The sequence below is a fragment of the Chloroflexota bacterium genome, from assembly GCA_026706485.1.
Lineage (GTDB): Bacteria > Chloroflexota > UBA11872 > UBA11872 > UBA11872 > JAJECS01.
This window is the reverse complement of sequence record JAPOYR010000011.1, coordinates 479,586-502,141: the sequence shown is the minus strand read 5'-3', so window position 1 is coordinate 502,141 and position 22,556 is coordinate 479,586. Positions and strand designations below refer to the sequence as shown.

19 protein-coding genes and 2 pseudogenes are annotated in these 22,556 nt (G+C 67.1%); 15 read left to right on the top strand and 6 right to left on the bottom strand.

Annotated elements, in window-relative coordinates; genetic code table 11:
* The first annotated feature begins 1 nt into the window (after position 1).
* Positions 2-1,867 (top strand): aldehyde ferredoxin oxidoreductase family protein, encoded by a 1,866-nt coding sequence (locus OXG79_11790; protein MCY3784448.1) that lies wholly within the window; start codon positions 2-4, stop codon positions 1,865-1,867.
* Between the two features lie 16 nt (positions 1,868-1,883).
* On the opposite strand, the gene OXG79_11785 is transcribed toward OXG79_11790, so the two are convergent.
* Both OXG79_11785 and OXG79_11780 read right to left on the bottom strand, forming a co-directional pair.
* Positions 1,884-2,933, bottom strand: coding sequence for a L,D-transpeptidase (locus tag OXG79_11785; protein ID MCY3784447.1), 1,050 nt, complete (start codon positions 2,931-2,933; stop codon positions 1,884-1,886).
* Positions 2,934-3,033: 100 nt separating this feature from the next.
* Positions 3,034-3,879 carry a DUF6159 family protein gene (locus OXG79_11780; GenBank protein MCY3784446.1) on the bottom strand — a complete coding sequence of 282 codons (846 nt, stop codon included), beginning with the start codon at positions 3,877-3,879 and terminating at the stop codon, positions 3,034-3,036.
* A 396-nt stretch (positions 3,880-4,275) separates the two neighbouring features.
* Between OXG79_11780 and OXG79_11775 the strand changes: the two genes are divergently transcribed.
* The 5 genes from OXG79_11775 to OXG79_11755 all read left to right on the top strand — a co-directional run bounded on the left by OXG79_11775 (position 4,276) and on the right by OXG79_11755 (position 9,028).
* On the top strand, positions 4,276-5,130 hold the full coding sequence (locus OXG79_11775; protein MCY3784445.1) for a hypothetical protein: 855 nt from the start codon (positions 4,276-4,278) through the stop codon (positions 5,128-5,130).
* 424 nt (positions 5,131-5,554) lie between these two features.
* Positions 5,555-6,211, top strand: coding sequence for a hypothetical protein (locus tag OXG79_11770; protein MCY3784444.1), 657 nt, complete (start codon positions 5,555-5,557; stop codon positions 6,209-6,211).
* Positions 6,212-6,456: 245 nt separating this feature from the next.
* Entirely contained in the window at positions 6,457-7,440 is a 984-nt protein-coding gene (locus OXG79_11765; GenBank protein ID MCY3784443.1) for an ATP-binding cassette domain-containing protein, read from the top strand.
* On the top strand, positions 7,437-8,240 hold the full coding sequence (locus OXG79_11760; protein ID MCY3784442.1) for an ABC-2 family transporter protein: 804 nt from the start codon (positions 7,437-7,439) through the stop codon (positions 8,238-8,240). The genes OXG79_11765 and OXG79_11760 overlap by 4 nt, the downstream gene beginning before the upstream one ends.
* Positions 8,237-9,028: an ABC-2 family transporter protein gene (locus tag OXG79_11755; protein ID MCY3784441.1), complete on the top strand. Its 792-nt coding sequence runs from the start codon at positions 8,237-8,239 to the stop codon at positions 9,026-9,028. The genes OXG79_11760 and OXG79_11755 overlap by 4 nt, the downstream gene beginning before the upstream one ends.
* Here the strand turns inward: OXG79_11755 and OXG79_11750 are convergent.
* The 3 genes from OXG79_11750 to moaC all read right to left on the bottom strand — a co-directional run bounded on the left by OXG79_11750 (position 9,025) and on the right by moaC (position 13,796).
* Positions 9,025-10,710 carry a DUF4349 domain-containing protein gene (locus tag OXG79_11750; protein ID MCY3784440.1) on the bottom strand — a complete coding sequence of 562 codons (1,686 nt, stop codon included), beginning with the start codon at positions 10,708-10,710 and terminating at the stop codon, positions 9,025-9,027. The genes OXG79_11755 and OXG79_11750 overlap by 4 nt on opposite strands.
* A 131-nt stretch (positions 10,711-10,841) precedes the next feature.
* Positions 10,842-13,283 carry a DNA gyrase subunit A gene (gene gyrA, locus OXG79_11745; protein ID MCY3784439.1) on the bottom strand — a complete coding sequence of 814 codons (2,442 nt, stop codon included), beginning with the start codon at positions 13,281-13,283 and terminating at the stop codon, positions 10,842-10,844.
* Entirely contained in the window at positions 13,284-13,796 is a 513-nt protein-coding gene (gene moaC / locus OXG79_11740; GenBank protein ID MCY3784438.1) for a cyclic pyranopterin monophosphate synthase MoaC, read from the bottom strand.
* Between the two features lie 402 nt (positions 13,797-14,198).
* On the opposite strand from moaC, the gene OXG79_11735 reads away from it, so the two are divergent.
* The 9 genes and pseudogenes from OXG79_11735 to OXG79_11695 all read left to right on the top strand — a co-directional run bounded on the left by OXG79_11735 (position 14,199) and on the right by OXG79_11695 (position 21,500).
* A complete protein-coding gene (locus OXG79_11735) occupies positions 14,199-14,402 on the top strand; it encodes a hypothetical protein (GenBank protein MCY3784437.1) in 204 nt (67 codons plus the stop codon).
* Positions 14,403-14,406: 4 nt separating this feature from the next.
* Positions 14,407-15,747: pseudogene (locus tag OXG79_11730) on the top strand (ATP-dependent Clp protease ATP-binding subunit).
* A gap of 294 nt (positions 15,748-16,041) precedes the next feature.
* A pseudogene (locus tag OXG79_11725) lies at positions 16,042-16,560 on the top strand (AAA family ATPase).
* Positions 16,561-16,566: 6 nt separating this feature from the next.
* Positions 16,567-16,911, top strand: coding sequence for a hypothetical protein (locus OXG79_11720; GenBank protein MCY3784436.1), 345 nt, complete (start codon positions 16,567-16,569; stop codon positions 16,909-16,911).
* 298 nt (positions 16,912-17,209) lie between these two features.
* On the top strand, positions 17,210-17,677 hold the full coding sequence (locus OXG79_11715) for a phosphoribosyltransferase family protein (protein MCY3784435.1): 468 nt from the start codon (positions 17,210-17,212) through the stop codon (positions 17,675-17,677).
* A 103-nt stretch (positions 17,678-17,780) separates the two neighbouring features.
* Positions 17,781-18,662, top strand: coding sequence for an acetyl-CoA carboxylase carboxyltransferase subunit beta (locus OXG79_11710; protein ID MCY3784434.1), 882 nt, complete (start codon positions 17,781-17,783; stop codon positions 18,660-18,662).
* Positions 18,663-18,674: 12 nt separating this feature from the next.
* A complete protein-coding gene (locus OXG79_11705; protein MCY3784433.1) occupies positions 18,675-19,685 on the top strand; it encodes an acetyl-CoA carboxylase carboxyltransferase subunit alpha in 1,011 nt (336 codons plus the stop codon).
* A 156-nt stretch (positions 19,686-19,841) separates the two neighbouring features.
* Complete coding sequence (locus tag OXG79_11700; GenBank protein ID MCY3784432.1) at positions 19,842-20,606, top strand: metallophosphoesterase family protein; 765 nt, start codon at positions 19,842-19,844, stop codon at positions 20,604-20,606.
* Positions 20,607-20,726: 120 nt separating this feature from the next.
* On the top strand, positions 20,727-21,500 hold the full coding sequence (locus OXG79_11695) for an SDR family NAD(P)-dependent oxidoreductase (protein ID MCY3784431.1): 774 nt from the start codon (positions 20,727-20,729) through the stop codon (positions 21,498-21,500).
* Here OXG79_11695 and OXG79_11690 read toward each other — a convergent pair.
* Entirely contained in the window at positions 21,497-22,534 is a 1,038-nt protein-coding gene (locus OXG79_11690; GenBank protein ID MCY3784430.1) for an aldo/keto reductase, read from the bottom strand. The genes OXG79_11695 and OXG79_11690 overlap by 4 nt on opposite strands.
* Positions 22,535-22,556: the final 22 nt, after the last annotated feature.

Sequence of the window (22,556 nt, the reverse complement as noted above, 5' to 3'; positions counted from 1 at the left end):
CATGGCGCCCTCCGCAGGCTCGGTGCGCCGGCGCTTCCTGCGCGTTGATCTCACCACCGGTCGCCTGTCGGTGGAGCGGCCCGAGCCGGATTTCATGCGGCTGCACATGGGCGGCCGCAACGTCATCGCCCACACGCTGCTTTCGGAGGTCCCACCGGAGATTGACGCGTTCGATCCCGAAAATCGCCTCGTGTTCGCGCTCGGTCCCATTACCGGCGTTTCCGTCCCCGGGGGCAGCCGGCACAGCGTAGGCGCCAAGTCGCCGCTCACCGGCCTCTTCGGTGAGTCCGAGGCCGGCGGCTACTGGGGCGCCGAGCTCAAGCGGGCCGGCTGGGACGCCATCATCGTGCAGGGGCGGGCGGCGCATCCGGTCTACCTTTGGATCCACGACGACGAAGTCGAACTACGCGACGCCCGGCCGCTGTGGGGCAAATTGACCGGGCCGGTGGAAGACCGAATCCGGGCGGAACTCGCCGACCCACAGGTGCGCGTGGCTCAGATCGGTCCCGCCGGCGAGAACCTGGTGCGGTTCGCTTGTGTGGTTCACGATCTCAACGAGGTGGCCGGCCGCACGGGCCTGGGTGCCGTGATGGGATCCAAGAACCTCAAGGCCATTGCCGTGCGCGGCACGCAGCCGGTGTCCGCGGCCGACCCGCGGGCGATTGCCGGGGTGGCGCGCTGGGTGGCCCAGGAGACCCTCGCGCCCGGCGAACCGCACCATCGGCTCCACACCTGGGGCACAGGCGCCATGGTTAAGTCCAAGCAGCTCGAGGGTCACCTCGTGGCCCACAACTTCCGCGACGGCCGGCTGCCGGGCGGCGACCAAGTGGACGCGCTGGCCGTTCAAGATCTCGCCGAGCACGAAATGGATCGCTGCTATGCGTGCTCCGTGCGCTGCAAGAAACGGGTCAAGGTCACGCGTCCCGACCTCGAGGTCGATCCCAAATACGGCGGTCCGGAGTACGAAACGATGGCGGCCATCGGACCCAACACCGGCGTGGTCGACGTCATGGCCGTCTGCAAGGGCCATGAAATGCTCAATGCGTTGGGGATGGACAGCATCTCCTGCGGCGCGACGATCGCGTGGGCCATGGAGATGGTCGAGCTCGGCCTCATGGACAAGGACCGGCTCAGCGGCGAATCGCTGCACTTCGGGTCCGCCGACGACCTGCTGCGCGTGATCGGCAAGATCGCTCGCCGTGAGGGCGTGGGCGACCTCCTGGCCGAGGGCTCGCTGAGGGCGGCCCGCACGCTTGGGGCGGAGGCCGAGGTGCGGGTCGTCCACGTCAAGGGGCTCGAGGTGGCCATGCACGATCCCCGCGCGATGCCCGAGATGCGCCGCAACTACCCGGTCACCCCGACCGGCGGCGACCACACCGGCGCCGCCGGCAAGCGGTCCGGGCTTCGCAACACGGTGGGCCTGTGCCACTTCCTGCAGTACGACGAGGCCATGACCCTGACGCTGCTGAACGCGGCCACGGGCTGGGAGGTTTCACCGGACGAGTTGCACGCGACCTTCGAGCGCGGCGTCACCATGGCGCGGCTCTTCAACCTGCGGGAAGGACTAAAGCCGGAAGACGACCGACTCCCGGACCGCCTGCACCAGCCGTTGCGACACGGGCCGCTGCGCGACCGTCGGCTCAGCCGGGACACCGTCAGGGACGAAGTGCGGGCCTACTATCGCGACCACGGCTGGGACCCGGCGACCGGGCGCCCATATGCCGACACCATCGAATACCTCGGCCTTGATTCGGTTGCGGCGGCGGCGCAAGCCACGGAGTTCGTCGCGGAGCGCCGCGAGCCGCTTCCGGCGGGGCGGGCGCCCTACGCGCCGCAGCCTGAGGAGAGCGGGGTCCTCGCCGAATAGACTGCGCGGCCGATGCCTAGTCGTGCACGGTGACCGGCGTGCCGTTCGCACAGAAATCCCACGCCCACTGCGAGTCGTGCAGCCGCATGTTCACGCAGCCGGCGCTATACACGCTGCCGAAGGCGTCATGCCAGTAGGCGTAGTGAAACCCGATCCAACTCTCGGTGAAATATTGGACATGCAGCACGTTGGGCACGTCATAGGTCTTGACCGTGCTGCCGTTGGAAATCAACCGCGCGCGCTCGATCCGCCAGAAGATCTCGAAATCGCCGGGCGGCGTGAAGTCCGGCGGCAGCCCGGTTGAGATCAACGCTTCGTAGACCGGCTGGTCTTCCGCGAAGAAGGTCGTGACTTGCCGCGTGAGATCGACTTCCGCCCGGCGCTGCGACGGATAGATCGTCCGTGTCGGCCAGTGCGCCGCGTCGTAGGGCGGGGCGATCATTGACTGCCTGACGGGGGCTAGGCGTATGCCGCGCGACTCGGCAACGTAGACGCCCACGGGATCTTGGACGAGGCCTTGAGACGTATCCCGCCAGATTGAGCGGCTGAAGGCCTGGCGCAACCCGCTGGTGGTCTCGGCGCCCCATAGGACCGGAAAGCCAAACGCGAAGACGCCGCCGCCCTCGCGGTATGGCTCCCAAAACTCAGGATGGACTCCGCGATTCGTCTGTGGAAACCACCACGCATATTCGTGCGGTTGATCGGCAGACACCTGTTGCAGCGCCCATGCGGTTCCCAGGTTGAGTGGGGTGACGCCAAGCGGATCGCGCGTCCAGGCGTCGGTTCGCAGCGCGCCGCGCTCGAAGTATTGGATCTGCTCGCGGCCGTAACGCAGCGGTTCGGTGATCGGCCATCCGATCGACGACTCGCGACCGTATTGCAGCCACCAGTCGAGGATTCGGCCGGAAATGTGGTGACCGGTCTCGTGGATGTAGACCACATGAGGGTCGGGCTCAATGGACTCTTCGGCGCTGACCGAAGTGACAAGGCCGCCGGCCGCCACGGCGCCACTGCCGGCCGCTAACGCAAGCAGCCGGCGTCGCCCGATTCGAGGACCCTGCGACACGTCCGTCTACTCCTGCTATTCGCGTGCTTGACCGATGGCGGCGCTATACGGCAAAACCCGCCACGGAATGATAACAGTCCCCGCGTAGGACCGGCTTCGACTAGAACGGCCGATAGGGTCGGGCGCCGCTCTGGTAGGCCCCGGCCAGCGAGTCGCGCGTGAAGTCCTCGGGCACGCGACCGTCCGCCACATAGCCGTACAGCGCGGCTTTGAAAATGCCCTCCAGCGCCGTCACGATCGCCAGGGCGAGTCCAACGGTCACGATGCCAACCGCGATGCCGGCCGGAAGGCTGACGGAGGCCACCAGGATGGCGGGCAAGGCGCCGATCAGCGCGGCGATGAACCCAAGAATGCCGAATCCGATGTTCGACGTGACCTGCTCGCCCCACGTGCGCTTGAACAGTGAGCCGGAGCTTCGAATCGCGGCGATCGGCCCCAGGCCTTCCGCGACCACGATCGGTACGACGAAGTAGGTCAGATACGCCCAGACGCCACCGACCAGCGAGAGCACGATCTGTCCGAGCATGTTGTCGCGCGACTGGCTGCGGAGCACCTGCAGGATCAGACCGACGGTGGCCGAGATGAGCGCCCATCCCAGGATCTGCGGCAGGCGCTTGTTCGCCATGCGCAGGCCGTCGCCGACCGTCGGGTCACCGCCGGCGAGGCGAATCATCGCCGCTCCGATGAGCGCCGAGTTGAAATAGATGACGACGAACGCCAGCACAAAGTAGGTCACGGCCAGGAGCACGATGTCCACTTCGGAAGCCCCGGTCCCGGCCAGGCGGTCCACCGTGCCAAGTCCGGACCCAACGCCCATCATCAGCCCGGCCAATATCACCAGGGCCACGGTCGACATCACGGGAAACAGCACCAACTCCCGGTCCTTCTTCAGGACCGCCCAGCTCATCTTGATGAGCTCCCACGTGCGCCCAATGGTTTGGAACATGTCTCAGCCCGCCGTGCGAATCGATCGACTAAGGATAAGACCTCTGCCTCGTGATGCGCGATTGGCGGCCGAAATGCAGCGGACCCGGGCAGCGCGAACGCCACCCGGGTCAGCGGTCGTCGCGGCGCCTAGGCCGAGACCTCGGACGCCGGTTCGCGACGCAGCCGATGCGTGACAAGCGCCGCCGCGGCCGCGATCGCCAGCACGAGCACCGCCACCTTCTTCTTCACCGCACACCTCCATCGCCGAGCCGCCTGCCGTGGCGGCCAGCAGTCTCCGTCAACCCTACGCCCACGCGCGGCGCGGCACCGTGGCGAAGGGCACACACGCGCCAGCGTTCCGCGGTCGGGCGACCCGCTACGCTGCGCACGGTGGCCACCGCCCTGGGAGAACGGCATGCGCGTTGGATCCGGAGATTTCACCTACGACTATGTGGACGGCTGGCTCAAGCTCCCGCCCGACTGGAGCCTGGGCTGGATCGGCAGCATTGCCACGGACCGTCTGGGCCGCGTGTTCTGCTTCAATCGCGGCACGCGTCCCATGACGGTGCTCGGTCGCGAAGGCGAGGTCATCGGCCACTGGGGTGACGCGGAGATCTGCTATGCCCACGGCGTCTTCATGGACCGCCACGAGCGGCTGTGGCTGACCGATCAGCTGGCGCATGTGGTCTGGATCTACGGCACCGACGGCACGTTGCACGGGCGCCTGGGCTATCCCTACGTGACCAGCGCCTCCGCCGGATTGTTCAACCAGCCCACGAACACCTTCGTCACCGACGACGGCTCCATCTATGTGTCCGACGGCTACGGGGACACCAAGTGTCACCGGTTCGACGCCGCCGGCCGGCACGAGCTCAGCTGGGGCGAGCCCGGGACGGGTCCGGGTCAATTCGCGCTGCCGCACGGCATCTGGGTGCTACGGGACGGTCGGGTGCTGGTGGCCGACCGCGAGAACGATCGCATCCAGGTCTTCGATCGCGATGGGATCTACATCACCGAATGGGGCGACATTCCGCTGCCAAGCGACTTCTACGTCGATGAGGACCGAGGGGCGGTCTTTGTCAGCGAGCTCAACCGCGGCGTCACGGTCTTTGATCTTGATGGCAAGGTGATCACCCGCTGGGCCCAGGAACGCGAGCCGCCGGACCGAATCGGCGGACCGCACGGGATCTGGGTCGACGACCAAGGCGCAATCTACGTGGGCGAAGTCGGCGCCGACAGCTACCTGCACAAGTGGGTGCCTGCGCGTTAGGCGCTCCGAACAAGTCTTTAGGCGCGCCCCGATCCGTTCGCCCTGAGCCTGTCGAAGGGCGTGGTTCGACAGGCTCACCACGAACGAAGCCAGAATTCCCGCCTGGGCACACTTGTCAATAGGTCCTGGAGCACCACAGCCAGCGCGCTTGGGCTCCCGCTTCCTGCGCCCTGCCGCAACCCGTCCGTCATTCCCGCGAAGGCGGGAATCCAGGCCCAAATCAAGCTGCAAATCATGCGAAGTTCTCGTGCGCGGCGGGAACGTAGCCGCGCCCAACAGACTCGTGGAGGGCGTCTCGCCTGACGGTGATACCCTTCCGGTCACTTGCGGGCCCCCGACACTCCACCGCGTGTGTTGTGGGCTCTGGTGCCACGAGCATCCGCTCCGGCTGCTGCTGAGGTCGTTGACTCTAGGGAGGAAACCGATGAGACGGATTCTTGCCGTCGTGGGCGCCGTGCTTGCGCTTGCGGCAATCACCACCGGCGTTGTGTTCGCCCTGAACTATGAGGGTGAAGACTTCTGTCAGGACTCGCCGGCGTGGCCGAACGGGACCTACCTAGGCCAGATGCACCCGTATCACAGTGACTTCTACCGCGGCTACGCCGAGCGCCGCGGCTGGGATCCGTGTACGACCTGGGCAACGGACCAGCGCAACTCGGCAATCCGGGGGCTGCGTGAGCTTGGCTATACAGTGATCGCACCTGAGGAAGATGCTTCGCCGACGCAGACTCCTGCTGCCGATTCAGAGGAAGTCGCCAATCTTTGGGTGAGGCTGTTCAACGCCGACAGAGGGCGCCTTGAAGCGCAGGTTCTGCAATTCGGTGCCACGATCGATCCGTATGATCTAGATGTCTCGCTCTTTGCAGGTGCCAACGACCTTGGGACGCTTTGCAACAGCGAAACAATTTTTGCTGATGAGTGGTCTACTAATCTCGGGTGTTCCCGAGAGAATGTTCTCCACACGGCCGTTACAAGGGTGAATGTTTCTATCGGGAGCATTCTTGCTCAATTGCATCTAAAGTGTAATAAGAGCAGCCAGAGCACCGCTGACGTTTCTGTGTTTGCCTGTTATCCACGGTAGCCGACGTGCCTGACTGCGAGTTGGTTGCTGCGGCTTCTAGGATGGTTACTGGTCATTCACATTCATGAAGCAGTAAACAGCAGCACGCTAGCCGCTTGAACGCTCGTCGCTCCGGGAGTTACCAAAAGGCGTAAACACGCGAACGGCTGCGCACAAGATCCGCGGTGGCCGTTCGTTGCTCCGGCCCGACTCTCGGATTTCGCGTGAGGCGCTAGGCTCGGGAGTCGCCCGCGTCAGGAGTTTGCATGTCCGCGGACATTCGTGTGCGCAACCTGGTCAAGCACTACCAGGTCGCCGATCGTGAGGGCGGCCTGCGTGAGTCCTTGCGCAGCATCGTGCGACGCCGCCATCGGTCGGTGCGCGCCGTCGACGACATCACCTTCGACGTGGAATCCGGGGAGATCGTCGGCTTCCTTGGCCCCAACGGCGCGGGGAAGACCACGGCGCTCAAGCTGTTGAGCGGGCTGCTGCACCCGACCGGCGGCGAAGCCACGGTGCTGGGCTTCACGCCGTGGGAGCGCCGGCGCGAGTTCCTATCGCAAATCACGCTCATCATGGGACAGCGCCAGCAGCTCTACTGGGACCTGCCGGCCCTGGACACATTTCTCGTCAACAAGGCCGTGTTCGGATTGCGGGACGCCGACTACCAGGAGTCGCTGGGCCTGCTCGTCGACCTGCTCGAGCTGGAAGAGATCCTCACCAAGCCGGTGCGCCAGCTTTCCCTTGGCGAGCGCATGAAAGCCGAGCTGGCGGCCGGCCTCTTGCACCGTCCGAGGGTCTTGTTTCTCGACGAGCCGACCATCGGGCTCGACGTGACGATGCAGCAGCGCATCCGCGATTTCGTCACCCGTTACAACGCCACCACCGGCGCCACGATCCTGCTCACCAGCCACTACATGGCCGACGTGAAGGCGCTGGCCGAGCGCGTGGTGGTGATCGACCACGGAAAGCTGCTCTACGACGGCCCGCTCTCCGGTCTGATCGACCGCTACGCCCCGCACAAGACCATCACGCTGCACCTGGAGCGCCCCGTCAATCGTGCGGATGTGTCGGCCTACGGCGAGGTCGTTTCGGCCGACGACGTGCAGGTCAGCGTGCGCACCGACAAGGCAAAGGCAGCCTCGGTGACGGCCCGCATGCTGGCGGAGTTGCCGGTGGCCGATCTGAGCGTCGAGGACCCGCCGCTGGAATACGTCATCGACCAGGTCTTCCACCGGCGGGAGTCGTGATTCGCTCACGCACGTTGGCGGGCTTCGCGTCGCTGCTGCGAGCGGAGTTGGCGGACCTGTTCCAGTACCGCATCGAGATGTTCCTCTACGGCCTCTGGCAGGTGGTCAACCCCATCATCTACCTGGTCATCTGGTCCACCGTTGTCGGCGGCGGCGACATTGCCGGCTACGACCGCGACGACTTCGTCCTTTACTACCTGGTGTTCATGGCCGTGTCGCACCTCACCCTGGCCATCGAGGTCTACACCATGGCGCCGAGCATCCAGACCGGCCGGCTTTCCCCGCACCTGCTGCGCCCGCTGCATCCGTTCTGGCGCGCCGGGGCGCTCAACATTGCCTACAAGGCCGTGAACCTGATGTTTCTCGTACCCATCTGGGTGGGTCTGGCGCTGATTCTCCGCCCCGCCTTCGATCCGGATTGGCTCGGGATCGCACTCTTCCTGCCGTCCATGGTCATGGCGGCTTCGATCTCGTTCCTCATCGGCTCGTGCTTTGCCATGTTCGCCTTCTGGACCACGCGCTCGATGTCGTTCTGGGACATCTGGATGAGCTTGACCCTTCTGCTCGGCGGCCAGGTCGCGCCGGTCGCCGTGCTTCCGGGCGTATTGCAGCAGGCCGCCGTGGTGCTGCCCATGCGCTATACGGTCGGCTTCCCCATCGAGGTGGCGCTGGGCCGGGTGCAGGGCGCGGAGCTGGTGACGGGACTGGCGATCCAGGCCGGATGGACCGTGGCCGCCGCCGCGGCCTTCGTCGTGCTCTGGCGAGCCGGCGTGAAGCGCTATGGGGCGGTGGGCGCGTGATCGGGCGTCTGGCCCGCATCGCCGGCGCCTACTTTCGCTCGGCGCTGCAGGAGGAGTTTGCCTACCGCGGCGACCTGTTCGGCAACGTGATCCGCAGCGTGCTCAATCTCGGAACGGCCATCGGCGGCGTGGCCGTGATCTTCAGCCACACCGAGACGCTGGGCGGATGGACCCTGGGGCAGACGCTGTCGCTGCTGGGGATATTCGTGTTCGTCAACGGGTTCGTGGCGATGTTCATGTCGCCCAGCCTCAACCGGGTCGTCGAGGAAGTGCGCGAGGGCACGTTCGACTACGTGCTGATGAAGCCCGTGCCGGCGCTATTTCTGGCCAGCGCACGGCGCTTTGCCGTCTGGCACGTCTCCGACATCGTGCTCGGGGCCATTGTCCTCGGCGTGGCGCTGGCGGGCCTCGACGTGCGCGCGTCCGGCTGGGGCGTGCTGCTGTTCGTGGCGCTGCTGGCTTGCGGTGTCGCGATCGTCTACGCCATCTGGCTGGCGTTGACCACGCTGGTGTTCTGGTTCGTGCGCGTGGCCAACGTCACCATGATCTTCAACCTGTTCTTCCAGACCGGCCGCTATCCCATCGAGGTTTACCCGTTCTGGCTGCGGCAGTTGCTGACCTTCGTGTTCCCGGTGGCGTTCGTCACCACGGTGCCGGCGCAGGCCGTGACCGGGCGCGACCCATCCTGGCTGGTTTGGGTCGCGCCCGTCATCGCCGTCGTCGCGGTGCTGACGGCCACGCGCTTCTGGCGCTTCGGCCTCAGCCGCTACACCAGCGCCTCGAGCTAGCTCGCGCGACGCCTCCGCACCGCACGCACGCCGGCCACCAGGACCGCCACCACGACCAGGATCGGTCCGCCGATGATGGCGATCGTGAGTCCGGCGTCGGCGGCCCACTGGGCGAAGCGTCCCAGCCGATCAACGCTCTCGCGAGCCGTCGATCCGGGGTTCCAGACATCGCGGTCGGCCACGTCCTCCGGCAGCACGGTCAAGAAGGTGGTGCTCGTGTTGTCCACGTCGGCGCGATCCGGCTCGTCCGACGTGATCGTCGTGTCGGTCTGCAGGCGCCCCGAGTCGGCCTCCACCCGCGCCACGTAGGTCACGAGGTCGGACAAGCCCGGCGCAATCCGCGGAAACTCCCAAACGATCGCGTTACGCGTGTCGTCGAATCGCCCGCCGCCCTCGGCCCGGACGAACTGCATGCCGTCGGACAGGCGCTCCTCGAGGCGCACGTTGCGGGCGTCGGTGTTGCCGGTGTTGCGGTACTCCAGGGTGTAGACCACGTCCCGCCCGACGGGCACGGCGGCCGGACCGTCCTTGAAGATGGACAGGTCCACGTGGAACGTCAGCGTCGCCTCGGCGCGGTTGTTGGCGCCGTCGCTCTCCGGGCTGGACGTCGAGACTTCGGCGCGCGCCTGCATGTCAAGCGCCTCGCTCTCGAGCCTGACGTCGCTGCTGAGGAAGCGCGCGTCGCCGGGACCGAGCCGGTCGATTGTCCACGACACCGTGTGCGCGGCTGCGCTGTAGACGCCGCCCTCGCTCGCGGCCAGGAAGATCATGCCCGGGTCCAGCCGATCAACGACCTCCACCTGCTTGAGGTCGACCGTGCCCTCGTTCCACACCGAAAGGCTGAGGCTGGTGGAGTCATGCATTCGGAAATGGCTTGGGACCTCGCGCGTCACGATCAGGTCCGCCGCCGGATGCAGCCGCAGCACGATCGTGGCCAGCGTGCTCTGGTTGGTCAGCACGTTGAGCTGGCCCTGGAGCACCTCGATGCGCTCACGGACCTGAGTCAGCTCGCGCTGCACCTCGATGGTGTCCGTCACGGTTTGCGCGCGGGTCAGAATGTCCCGCAGCTGCTGCTCCGCGGCCGTGGCGTTGCGCAAGCGAGCGGTCAGGTCGGTGTACTGCGCCGTGACGTCCTGGCTCTGAATGTCCTCGTCGATCACTTCGGCGCCGACGTTGCGCAGCGCGGCCAGCGTGGCGTCAAACGCCTCGACGGGCACGCGCACGGTGATGGTGCTCACGCGCCGCGGGTCGTCCTGCTGGATGTTGGATGCGGCGACAAACGCTCCGGAGATGCCCGCCACGATGTCTTCGACCTGGGTCACCGCGGCTGCAAGCTCGGCGACGACTACGCTCAGCGTGCCGGTCCGGATGATCTGGCGCTCGACCACGCCGGTGTCGAGCGACTGCGGCGCGGCTGTGGCCGGCGCGCTTGCCGGCGCCGGCGCTGCCGTCACCATCCGCTCCACCACGACCTCGACCGGCACCTCTTTGATGACCTCGACCTCGACGGGCACCTCGCGCACGACCATGGCCTCCTCGGACTCCGCAGCCATGGGCATTGCTGCCAACGCGACCATTGGGGCACCGCTGGCATCCAACGATTCAGCTCCGCTCTCGGCCTCGCCGCACGCCATAAGCGTGAAGACGATCAAAATGATGAATGCCGCTCGAAACCGATGCATGGAGACTTCCCGTCGTGTATAGGCGTTCACACAGTCCTTAAACACTACGCGCAGCGGAAACGAAACGTTCCCTCCCGGCTCAAAAGCTGTGCAGACGTTGTCTGCGTGACGGGCGGGATACGTCTGGCCGGCTAGCCGGAGTCCCCGTCGCGGCCGTCGGCCAGCCGGGCCACGCGCAGCAGCTCGACATTGTCTTTCATGCGCATCACGATCACGCCCTCGGCGTAGCGCCTCCGCCGGGGTACGTCTTTGAGTCCGCAGCGAATGACCTGTCCGTCGGACGAGACCAGCACGATCTCTTCGTCGGGGCTGAGCAGCGTGCGGGCGTCGGCCACGGGGCCAAGCTTCTCGTTCAGGACTATGGCGCGTAGGCCTTGGCCGCCTCGGCCTTGGGGTTTGAAGTCCGATACCGGCATCTTCTTGCCAAATCCGTTTCGCGTGACCAGCAGCACATAGGCGTTTTCGCGGACGAGGTCCATGGCCACGACTTCGTCGTCGTTGGTCAGCCTTATGCCGCGCATACCGCCGCTGGTGCGGCCGCTCGCGCGCACGTTTTCGAGGTGGAATCGGATGGCCTGGCCATTCCGCGTAAAGAACATCACGCTGTCTTCGTCGGTAACCAGGCGCACCCAGGCCAGTTCGTCATCGGGCGCTACGTTCATGGCCAGCAGGCCGTTGACTCGAAAGGTGACGAACTGGGTGAGCGCGCTGCGCTTGACCTGGCCGCGGCGCGTCCCGAACACCAGGTAGTCGCCCGCCTCGAAATTGGGTATGGCCAGGACGGCCGTGGCCGTTTCCCCCTGCTCAATGGGCAGCAGGTTGATCACGTTGATGCCCTGCGCGTCGCGCCCGTGCTGTGGGATCTCATAGGTCCGCAGCCGGTAGACCTTGCCGCGGTTGGTGAAGAACAGCAGGTAGTCGTGCGAGTTGGTGATCAGGAAGTGTTCGACGATCCCGCCCGCCTTGCTGCGGAAGCCGATGATCCCGCGACCGCCGCGACCCTGGCGGCGGTAGGCGGTCGCCTGCACTCGCTTGACATAACCGTTGGACGACAGCGTGACCAAGCAATCCTCGTCGGCCACGAGGTCGGCATCCGAAAAGTCGCCGCTCGCCCCGGCTAGGATCTCGGTGCGGCGCTCGTCGCCGAAGCGATCCACCACGTCGCGGGTCTCGGTGCGAATGATCTCCCGCACGCGGTTGGCGTCGGCCAGGATGTCCTCCAGGTCGGCAATCTCCGCCCGCACGGCGTCGAGCTCGTCGAGAATGCGCTGGCGCTCCAGTCGCACCAGCCGGCGCAGCTGCATGTCGAGAATCGCGTTGGCCTGCGTCTCCGTGAGACCGAAACGCTTCATCAGCTCGTTTCGAGCGGACTCCGTGTCGGCGGCCGCGCGAATGCACTCGATCACCTCGTCGATGTTGTCCAGTGCGATGACGTAGCCCTCGAGCAGGTGCTCCCGGACGCGCGCCTTCTTGAGATCGAATTCCGTCCGCCGGCGGATCACCTCTCGCCGGTGCTCGATGAACAGCTCGATCATGCGCTTGAGCGTCAGCTGCTCGGGCCGCCCGTCGACCAGGGCCAGCATGTTGATGCTGAAGGTGGATTGCAGCGACGTGTGCTTGTAGAGCTGGTTGAGCACCGCCGAGGGGCGGGCGTCGCGTTTCAGCTCGATCACCGCCCGCATGCCGTGACGGTCGGACTCGTCGCGGATGTCTGAAATGCCCTCGATGGTGCTGTTCCGCACCAGGCCCGCGATCCGCTCGATCAGCGTGGCCTTGTTGACCATGTACGGAAGCTCGGTGACGACCAGCGCCATGCGCTCGCCGCGGACCTCCTCGATCGCGACCCGGGCGCGCACGACCACTCGGCCCCGGCCCTGCCGGTAGGTGTCCTGGATGTCGTCGGCGCCGACGATAATCGCCGCCGTTGGGAAGTCCGGCCCCTTCACGAACTTCATCAGGTCGTCGCGGCTCGTGTCGGGCTCGTCCAGCAAGTGCTGGATCGCTCGTCCCACTTCGCGCAGGTTGTGCGGCGGGATGCTCGTGGCCATCCCGACGGCAATGCCCGTCGAGCCGTTCAGCAGCAGATTCGGCACGACGGCCGGCAGGACTTCCGGCATCTCGGCGGTCCCGTCGAAGTTCTCGACGAAGTCCACCGTGTCGCGATCGATTTCGTCGAGCATCTGGGCCGACACCGCCGTCAGCCGGGTCTCGGTGTACCGCATGGCGGCAGCCGGATCGCCGTCCACCGAGCCGAAGTTGCCTTGCCCGTCGACGAGTGGATAGCGCAGCGAAAACGGCTGCGCCATGCGCACCAGCGTGTCGTAGAGCGCGCCGTCGCCGTGGGGATGGTATTTCCCCATGGTGTCGCCCACCACGCGCGCCGCCTTGCGGAACCCCGCGTTGGGCGCCGCGCCCAGTTCGTCCATCGAATACAACAACCGCCGCTGGACCGGCTTGAGCCCGTCGCGCACGTCGGGAATGGCGCGCGCCATGATGGTGCTCATGGCGTAGTCGATGTACGAGGCTTCCATCTCCTCGGCGAGCTCGATCGGCATGAGGCGGTCGTCGGTCACCTAGTCCTCCCTCTCCGGCTGGTCGGCGGCCTGAAAGTCGCCGCTCGCGCCACCGGACTTTCGTATGAGGCGCACGTCGTGCACGGTCATCGCGCGGTCGACGGCTTTGCACATGTCATAGACGGTCAGCGCCGCGACGGAGACGGCGGTCAAGGCCTCCATCTCCACCCCGGTGCGGGCGGTGGTGCGCACCGTGGCCTCGATGGCCAGCCCCGGCGGGTCCTCCGCGGGATCGATGGCCAGGTCAATGCCGCTCAGCGGCAGCGGGTGGCAGAGCGGGATGAGATCCGGGGTGCGCTTGGCCGCCATGATCCCGGCCACCCGCGCCACGCCCACGACGTCGCCCTTTGGCAGCGGTGAGTCGCGGCCGTCCAACTGTGCGCGAATCATGGCCAGCGTTTCGGGTTGCATCGCGATTCGCGCCGCCGCCACGGCCACGCGCACGGTCGCCGCTTTTGCGCCGACATCCACCATGCGCGGAGCCCCGGCACTGTCGAAGTGCGTCAGCCCCATGCGTGCCTGGTGGACTCCTTTGGACGCCATAAACCGGCTGAATTCTCCCGGGACCAATTCTATCAGGTTGGGTGCTGAAATCGGCATTGCCGGGCGCTATACGGCGGTGCCGCACACGAGTGCCGGTGGCGAGGATGGACGGGCTGACGGCGAGCCCTTGATTTGTCGGCATTTTGTCGCTGCAAACGCCGCCGCACGAGCCGCGATGCACCGGTCACCGACTGCCCGGCGTCACTTGGAACGCATGATATTTGCCGCTGCCATCGGCCCGATGGTCGTCGCCTCGCCGCGACGCGGGTGGGCCAAGCGTGCGGCGTCAGCGTGCTTGGGCGCGGCTCGCCTGCGTTGACACGCCGACGGCGCGCTACCTAGCATCCGCCAGGGACTCAGGCGGTGGCTCACATGCACGACGACTCCAACAACCCGACCGATCGCCCCGATGGCGGTTCCATCGTCGGCCAGAGCGGGCAGAGCGTTATCGGCTACGCGCTGGTCGCCGTGGCATTCGTGGTCGTGCTGGTTCTTGTGATGACGACCCTGGGCGATAGCATTGGAGAGGGTCTCGACAGCCTGCTGGAGACCATCTCCCAGCCATTCACGAGCTAGCGGCGTGGAATCAACCCGAGACGAATACGAACCTGTTGAGTATCTGCGGCGCCTGACGACCAAGGGCCGTCGGATTCTCGCCCAGGCGGAGCTCGAGGCGACCAACCTCGGGCATTCGACCGTGGGCGCCAATCATCTGCTGCTGGCGATTCTCGCCTCGCCGCAGACCGCGGCGGCGCGCATCCTGCGTGAAGCGCAGGTCGACGTGCTCAAGCTGCGCGAGGCCGTGGTGGAGGCCTTGGGTCCCGGGGACGACCAGGACCCCGGCCGACGACCGCTGGGTCCGGGCGGCCGCAATGCGCTGCGCGCCGCCGCGCTGGAAGCCGAGCGCACGGGCGTGCGGTTCATTGGCACCGAACATTTGCTCTTGGGCGTGCTGGCCCACCACGGCCGCTTGGCTGGCGAGAGCCTGCGTCAGGCCGGCGTCGACTTTCGCTCGATTCGCCGGCGCATCGAGGCGTCCTATCGCCCCGGTCGCGTCGGTGGCGGCGGACGGCGAGCCAGTCGCCGCGGACGCCGTCGGGCCAAGAGCCCGTTGGCCGAGTATGGCCGCGACGTCACGCGCGCCGCCGCCAGCGGTGATCTCGACCCGGTGGTCGGTCGACGGTCCGAAATGGACCGCATGATCGAAATCCTCGTGCGACGCACCAAGAACAATCCAGTGCTCGTGGGCGATGCGGGAGTCGGCAAGACGGCCATCGTCGAAGGACTGGCCCAGCGCATTCGGGAAGGCGACGTGCCGCCCGACTTGCGCAAGGGACGCATCATAGCGCTCGATTTGGCCGCGACCATTGCCGGCACCAAGTATCGCGGCGAGTTCGAGGAACGCGTGCAAGGCGTGATTGCCGAGGCTCGCGCCGATCCCAACGTCATCCTGTTCATCGATGAGTTGCACACCGTCGTCGGGGCCGGCGGAGCCGCCGGTTCGCTCGATGCGGCCAACATGCTCAAGAGCCATCTCGCGCGCGGCGAGCTGCGGCTCATCGGCGCGACCACGTGGCGCGAATACCGCCGCCATATCTCCAACGACAAGAGCCTAACCCGGCGGCTTCAGCCCGTCGACGTCGGCGAGCCTGATGAGGAGTCGGCCATCGCGATCGTCGAGGGCCTGCGACCCGTCTATGAGCAATATCACGGCGTGCAGATCAGCGACGAAGCCTTAGAGGCTTCCGTGAGCATGTCGCGGCGCTACCTGACTGAACGTCAATTGCCCGACAAGGCGATCGACCTGATCGATGAAGCCGCCGCCAAGGCCAAGGTGGCCCGCCTCACCGCCCCCGAGCGCCTGCGGCAACTTGAGCAGCGTCTTGACGACTTGGCGACCACACGCGCCGACCTCGGCGTCGACGGGCAGCCGGAGCAAGTCCTCGAGTTGGCGGCGGCGGAGGCGCAGCTGCGCGAGGAGTTGCGTGACGAACGCCGTGCCTGGGAGGCCGAGGCGCGCGCGAATACTCCCATGATCGGGATCCACGAAATAGCTGGCGTCGTGTCTCGCTGGAGCGGCGTCCCCACGCCTACTCTCATCGAGGCCGAAGCCGAGCGCTTTCTGGCCATCGAGTCGATGCTCCAGAAGCGCGTCGTGGGACAGGACGAGGCGCTCAACGAGCTCGGCCGCTCACTGCGTCGCGCGGTGGCGGGCATGCGTGATGAGCGCCGTCCCATCGGATCGTTTCTCATGATTGGCCCCACCGGCGTCGGCAAGACCGAGACGGCCAAGGCCGCGGCTGAATTCGTGAGCGGCGACGAGCTCAAGCTCGTGCGCGTGGACATGAGCGAGTTTGGCGAGTGGCACGCGGTGTCCCGTCTCGTCGGGTCGCCGCCCGGATATGTGGGGCACGATCAGGCCGGCGAGCTCACCGAGTCCGTGCGCCGCAATCCCTTCTCCGTGGTGCTATTTGACGACGTGGAGAAAGCACATCCTCGGACGCTGCACATGATGCTGCAGATCATGGAGGACGGTGTCCTCACCGACGCGAACGGGCGCACGGTCGACTTTCGCAACACCATCATCGTGATGACGTCGAACCTTGGCGTGGAGGAGTCGCGCGGGCCGAAGATTGGCTTCGGATCGGGTCCGACGCAGCAGGCCGGCGAGCGCGCGGCGTTCGAGGCACGCATGCGTGAGCACGCCCGGCGACATCTCCCGGCGGAGTTTCTCAACCGCATCGACCGACTGCTGATCTATCACGATCTCGGTGAAGCGGAGTTGCGCGAGATCGCGCGGCGGCTCCTATCGGCGGCAATCCTCCGCGCGCGTGCGGTCGGGCTGGAGTTGCATGTCACGTCCGAGGCCCTCGACTTCTTTGTCCGTGCGGCTGCCGACCGGAACCAGGGTGCGCGCCCCCTGCGTCAACTCGCGAGCCGCTATGTCGACGAGCCGCTGACCGAGCACGTCGTCGACGGCAGTGCCGCCGGTAAGGAATTCGAGTTGCGCGTCGTCGACGGCGAACCCGCCGTCGTCCAGATCCAACGGGCCGACGCCGAGCCGGCGCCCGCGCCAAAGGGGTGACTGGGGCCGGCGGCGCGTCCGGGGCGGGTCAGGCGCCTCGACGCTGAAGCTAGTTGGCGAGGTGGCCCGGTCTCTCGGGCGCGGCCTTGCGGACATCATCTTCCCACCGGTCTGCGCCGGGTGTGGCGCGCTCGGTGACGGCATTTGCGCCATCTGCATTTCTCAGCTCGAACCCCTGCCGCGTCCCTGCTGCCGCCAATGCAACCGGAGGCTGGATCACGGCGACCAGTGCGCCGCATGCCGTCACCAGGAACGGCGCATCAACCAGGTATTCGTGCGCTATCCGTACGAGTCGCCCGTGCGGGATGCGATTCTGCGCCTGAAGTTTCGTAACAAGCGCTACCTCGCCGGTGCGCTGGCACGGGTCGCGGCGGAAGCGCTGTCCAGCCCGCCGGATATCGACGCGCTCGTTCCAATTCCGCTGGGTCCCGCGCGCGAGCGGGAGCGCGGCTTCAACCAAAGCGCGCTCATCGCGGCTCAATTGACCCGATGCCTGGCCGTGCCCGTGCTGGACCAGCATCTGATCCGTCACCGCGACACGGCTCCCCAGATGTCGCTGACGCGTGAAGCGCGCTGGCGCAACGTGATCGGCGCGTTCACATGTCTCCACAACCTGAGCGGCGCCCGTGTGCTTCTCGTCGACGACGTGGCGGCAACGGGAGCGACGCTCGAAGCCGCCGCCCGAGCGCTCAGGCGCCGCGGCGCGACCTGGGTGGGGGCGGTGGTGGCGGCGCGACCGCCGCCTGATCGCCCGCTCGAGCCATGACGCCATCTATCCACACCCTGTTGATATACTCCGCGGTCTAACTCCGGGGGGCAGGCGGCCATCACTCTTTGCCGCGACCCGCGTTTCAGATTGTGTGATGCCCGTGCGTGATCTCCTTGCCGGACGCCGGCGCGGTGGCGTTCCAGCCGATCTCTGGGTCACGTGCCGCAAGTGCGGCGCCATGCACTACCGCCCGGAGTTCGAGGCGGGGCTGCACGTGTGCATCCGCTGCAACTATCACGATCGCCTGACGGTCGGCCAGCGGCTTGATCTCCTCTTGGACGACGCCGGGAGCTTCCGGGAACTGGCGGCGGATGTGCTGACGTCCGATCCGCTCAACTTCTCCCGGCCAAGCGGGCGCTATCCAGACCGGGTGGCCAAAGCCCAGGCCTCCACCGGGCGCTCCGAGGCTGTCGTGTGCGGCGTGGGGCACATCCAGGGCCACGAGGTGGCGCTGGGGGTGATGGAGTTTGGCTTTATCGCCGGCAGCATGGGCGGGGCCGCCGGCGAGCGCATCGCCCGGCTCTTCGAGCTTGCGCAAGAACGGCGCATACCGCTGGTGATGGTGACCTCGTCCGGCGGCGCCCGGCAGGACGAGGGTGTGTTTGCCTTGATGCAGATGGCCAAGACCACCGCCGCCGCCGCGCGTCTGGCCGCCGCCGGGGTGCCCTACATCGCGCTGATGGCCGATCCCACCCTGGCCGGCGTGACGGCCAGCTTTGCGGCAGTTGCCGACGTCATCATCGGCGAGCCGGGCGCTACGATTCGCTTCGCCGGCTCGCGGGTCGTGCAAGGGACGCTGAGTCGCCGGGCGCAGGCCGACGACCACACCGCCGAGTGGGTGCTTCGGCGCGGCATGATTGACGCGGTCGTTCCTCGACGGGACCAGCGCCGCACGATCGGCCGACTCATTGAGCTGTTGGCGCCCGCCCAGGTGTCACGGCGCGCCGAGGTTGTTGACGCGGCCCGCACGCGGCTGGGGTAGCGAGCGTCGGCCGTGCTGGACTTCGAGCGCGACCTCGACCAGCTGCGCAGCCGCATCGCCGAGCTTGAGGCGGACAGCGATGTTGACTCTGCGTCGGACGTCCTGCGGCAGCTCGAGCTGATGCAGCTCGAGCTCGAGGCGCGTACCGCCGACGTGTTTTCTCGACTGACGCCCTGGCAGCGCGTGCAGCTGGCCCGCCACCGCGACCGGCCCCACACGCTCGACTTCATCGAGCGCATGATTGAAGGTTTCGTCGAGTTGCACGGCGATCGGCGCCACGGCGACGACATGGCCGTGGTTGGCGGCGTGGGCTCGCTGCAAGGGCGGCGGGTCGTCGTGGTCGGACATCAGAAGGGCCGAGACACGCGCCAGAACGTCGAGCGCAACTTCGGCATGGCGCACCCGGAGGGCTACCGCAAGGCCATCCGCCTGTTCAAGCTGGCCGCGCGGTTTGGCCTCCCGGTCATCACCCTGCTCGACACGCCGGGGGCCGGTCCGGCATTGGAGGATGAGGAGCGCGGCCAGTCGTGGGCCATCGCGGAGAGCATGGCCGTCATGGCGCGACTGGAGACTCCCATTGTCGTCGCGGTGGTTGGCGAAGGCGGCAGCGGCGGCGCCCTGGCGATGGGCGTTGGCGATCGCATCTTGATGCTGGAACACGCCATCTACTCCGTGGCATCGCCGGAGGCCGCGGCCGCGATCATTTGGCGAGACTCGAAGTTTGCGGAGCGCGCCGCCGAGGCCCTTGGACTGACTTCGGATGTGCTCTACGCGGCTGATCTCATCGACCGCATCGTTCCCGAACCGTCTGGCGGCGCCCACCGCGACTACGACGCCACGGCGGAGAATCTCAAGGCGGCACTCGTCGAGGCGCTGGATGAGCTTCAAGCCATGGCGCCCGCCGACCTGGTCGCTGCGCGGTATGCCAAGTTTCGCGCGATGAGCGCCCACGTGGAGTCGACGCCGGACGTTGCCGCGGTCGACGGCGCGAGCGTCGTGTCGGAGAACCGTCACGGCCTGTAGCCCTTCGATCCATTGCCGACGGCCCGGGAGGCGCTCGCAGTCTGAGTGGCCGTGCTGACCGTCCGTCGGACCGCAGCGCTAGCCGGACTTAGCGCCCTCGGGTTGGTGGCTCGCGCAGTCGCTCAAGCGTCCGACGCGGAGGCGGCCCCGATCCCCGTGCCGCTCCCGCGGTTGCCGCGGGCGCTCGACGGGCTGACGATCCAAGTCGTGTCCGACCTTCACGTGCGCTCTCCACGCACACCCAGCTTGAACGCCTTGCGCCGGCTCGCCGGCACCCGCCCGGATTTCCTGTTCGCGTGCGGCGACCTCAGCGACCGGGTTGACGCCGCGCCGATGGTGGCCGAGGCGCTGGCGGCGATCGAGCCCGTGCACGGCGCCTATGCGGTTTGGGGCAACCACGATCTGTTTGTTTCCCGTGATGCGACTGACCCGTCGTGGATCGGCAATCGCACCCAGCCGCTGGAATTCATCCGGCAGGCGTTCCAGGCCCAGGGCGTTACGGTGCTCGACAACGCGCATGTGCGCCACCGGATCGGCGACGCGGAATTGGCCATTGTCGGCGTCGGTGACGCGACCTATCGGGGCGACGACGCCGTCCGCGCATTCGACGGCGTCGGCGATGACGCCTTCACCCTCGTGCTCACGCACAATCCCGACGCCGTGCCCCGCCTCGGACAAACACGCGTTGACCTGGTGGTTTGCGGGCACACCCACGGCGGGCAGATTGTGCCGCCGTTCATGTCCGCCCCAATGACCAGCACGCGCTCGCCGCTCCCGAGGCCCAGCGGACTGATGCATATCGGCGGCCGACTGGTGTTCATCACTCGGGGGGTCGGTACGGTCGGAATTCCCATGCGAGTCAATGCGCCCGCGGAAGTGCCGCGGCTGACGCTGGTTCGCGTGGCTGAGGCCGCCCGGTAGGCTGGGTGCTGTCTTCCAGCCCCGGAGGGACGTCGCTTGTGAGCGCCCGTTTGGTGGTCTTGCACGGTCGGTCGCCGGGCGGGCGGTTCACCGAGCGCTGCGGAGAAAAAGGAGTCGCGGATGGACCTTGGGCTTCGTGACCGCGTTGCGCTCGTCACCGGTGGGAGCCGCGGCATCGGCCGGGCGATCGCGCTCGGGCTTGCGGCCGAGGGCTGCGACGTGGCCATCGTCGCGCGGGGCGGGGATGACCTGCGCCGCACGGCTGATGAGATTTCGGTGCTTGGGGTTCGCGCAATTTCGCTCTCGCTGGACATGCGCGACGCCGCGGCGCCGGCGCAGGCCGTCGGGCGCACGGTGGCCGAGCTCGGCGGCATCAGCGTGCTGGTCAACAACGTCGGCGGCGCCATGGGCGACAGCGACTTCGTGACCGGTACCGACGAGCAATGGTCCGCGACATTCGACGTCAACCTGAGCGCGGCCGTGCGGGCCAGCCGCGCGGCGGTGCCGCTCATGAAGGCCGCCGGCTGGGGCCGCATCGTGCACATCACGTCCATCTACGGGCGCGAGGCCGGCGGCCCACCCGCCTACAACGCCGCCAAATCGGCCATGAACAGCCTGGCGACATCGATGGCCCGGGAGTTGACGCCGTTCGGCATCACGGTCAATGCCGTCGCGCCCGGCTCGATCGCGTTTCCGGGCGGCGGCTGGGAGCGGCGCCAGCGCCGCGATCCCGAGGGCATCGCGGCGTTTATCGAGCGCGACATGCCCATGGAACGGTTCGGCCGACCCGAGGAGGTGGCCGCCGTGGTGGCGTTCCTCGCCTCCGAACAAGCCAGCCTCGTCACCGGCGCCTGCATCAACGTGGACGGCGGGCAGTCCCGCTCGAATATCTAGCCCGCGGGGTCCGAGGCCTCGTCGAGCTGCGCGATCTCTTCGGCCGTCAGTTCCCAGCCCGCGGCCTCGAGGTACGCGTCGAGCTGCTCGGTGGTGTCCGGTCCGGCGATGGCCGTCGCCACCTCGGGACGCGAAATCACCCACCGAATGGCAACGGCGGTCGGGTGGCGACCGTGGGAGGCGCCGATCTCGCGCAACGCGTCGATGACCCGCTGCGCCCGGTCGGTGAGGACGGATTCCATCTCGTATGGCGGTTGCCGTTCCCACAGCGTGCCCGCGGGGGCCGGCTGGCCTTGCTGCAAGTCACCGCTGAGCACGCCCACGGCCAGCGGCGAAAAGGCCATCACGCCGATGCCGAACTCTCGGCAGAAGGGGAATAGCTCCTGCTCGGGATTGCGGCACAGCAAGCTGTACTGGTTCTGCGTGGTGATGAACCCGGGCGCGACCGCCCGGTCGGCAAGCCACAGCGCCTGGCACGCCTCCCACGCCTGGTAGCTGGAGACGCCCCAATAGCGCGTCTTGCCGCTGGCCACGACATCCGTCATCGCCCGCACCGTCTCGTCCAGGGGCGTGGTTTGATCGCGCCAGTGGACGATGTAGATGTCCACGTGATCCGTCTGCAGACGGCGGAGGCTGCGGTCGATCTCGCGCATGATGTGGTAGCGCGAGCTGCCGATGTCGTTCGGCCCCTCCCCGACGATCGACGTCACCTTGGTGGTAATGACCAACTCGTCGCGCTGCCCCGGCAGCACGCGCCCGAGCACCTGCTCCCCGATTCCGCCAACGTAGGTGTTGGCGCAGTCGATGAAGTTGACGCCTTTGTCGATCGCGTGCCGGATGATGCGCTCCATCAGGTCCTGGTCCGTCATGCCGCGGAATCCGCATCCCAGCGCGACCCGGGACACCTTGAGCCCCGAACGGCCCATGTTCACGTACTCCATCGGGCTCAACTCCTTGCTGGTCACCACCCCGCGGCGGCGATGATGCCACTCTCGGAGCGCTCGCGTGCAGACGACGCCTATAATCAGCCGCATCCAGCCGGCACCAGGACTTGGA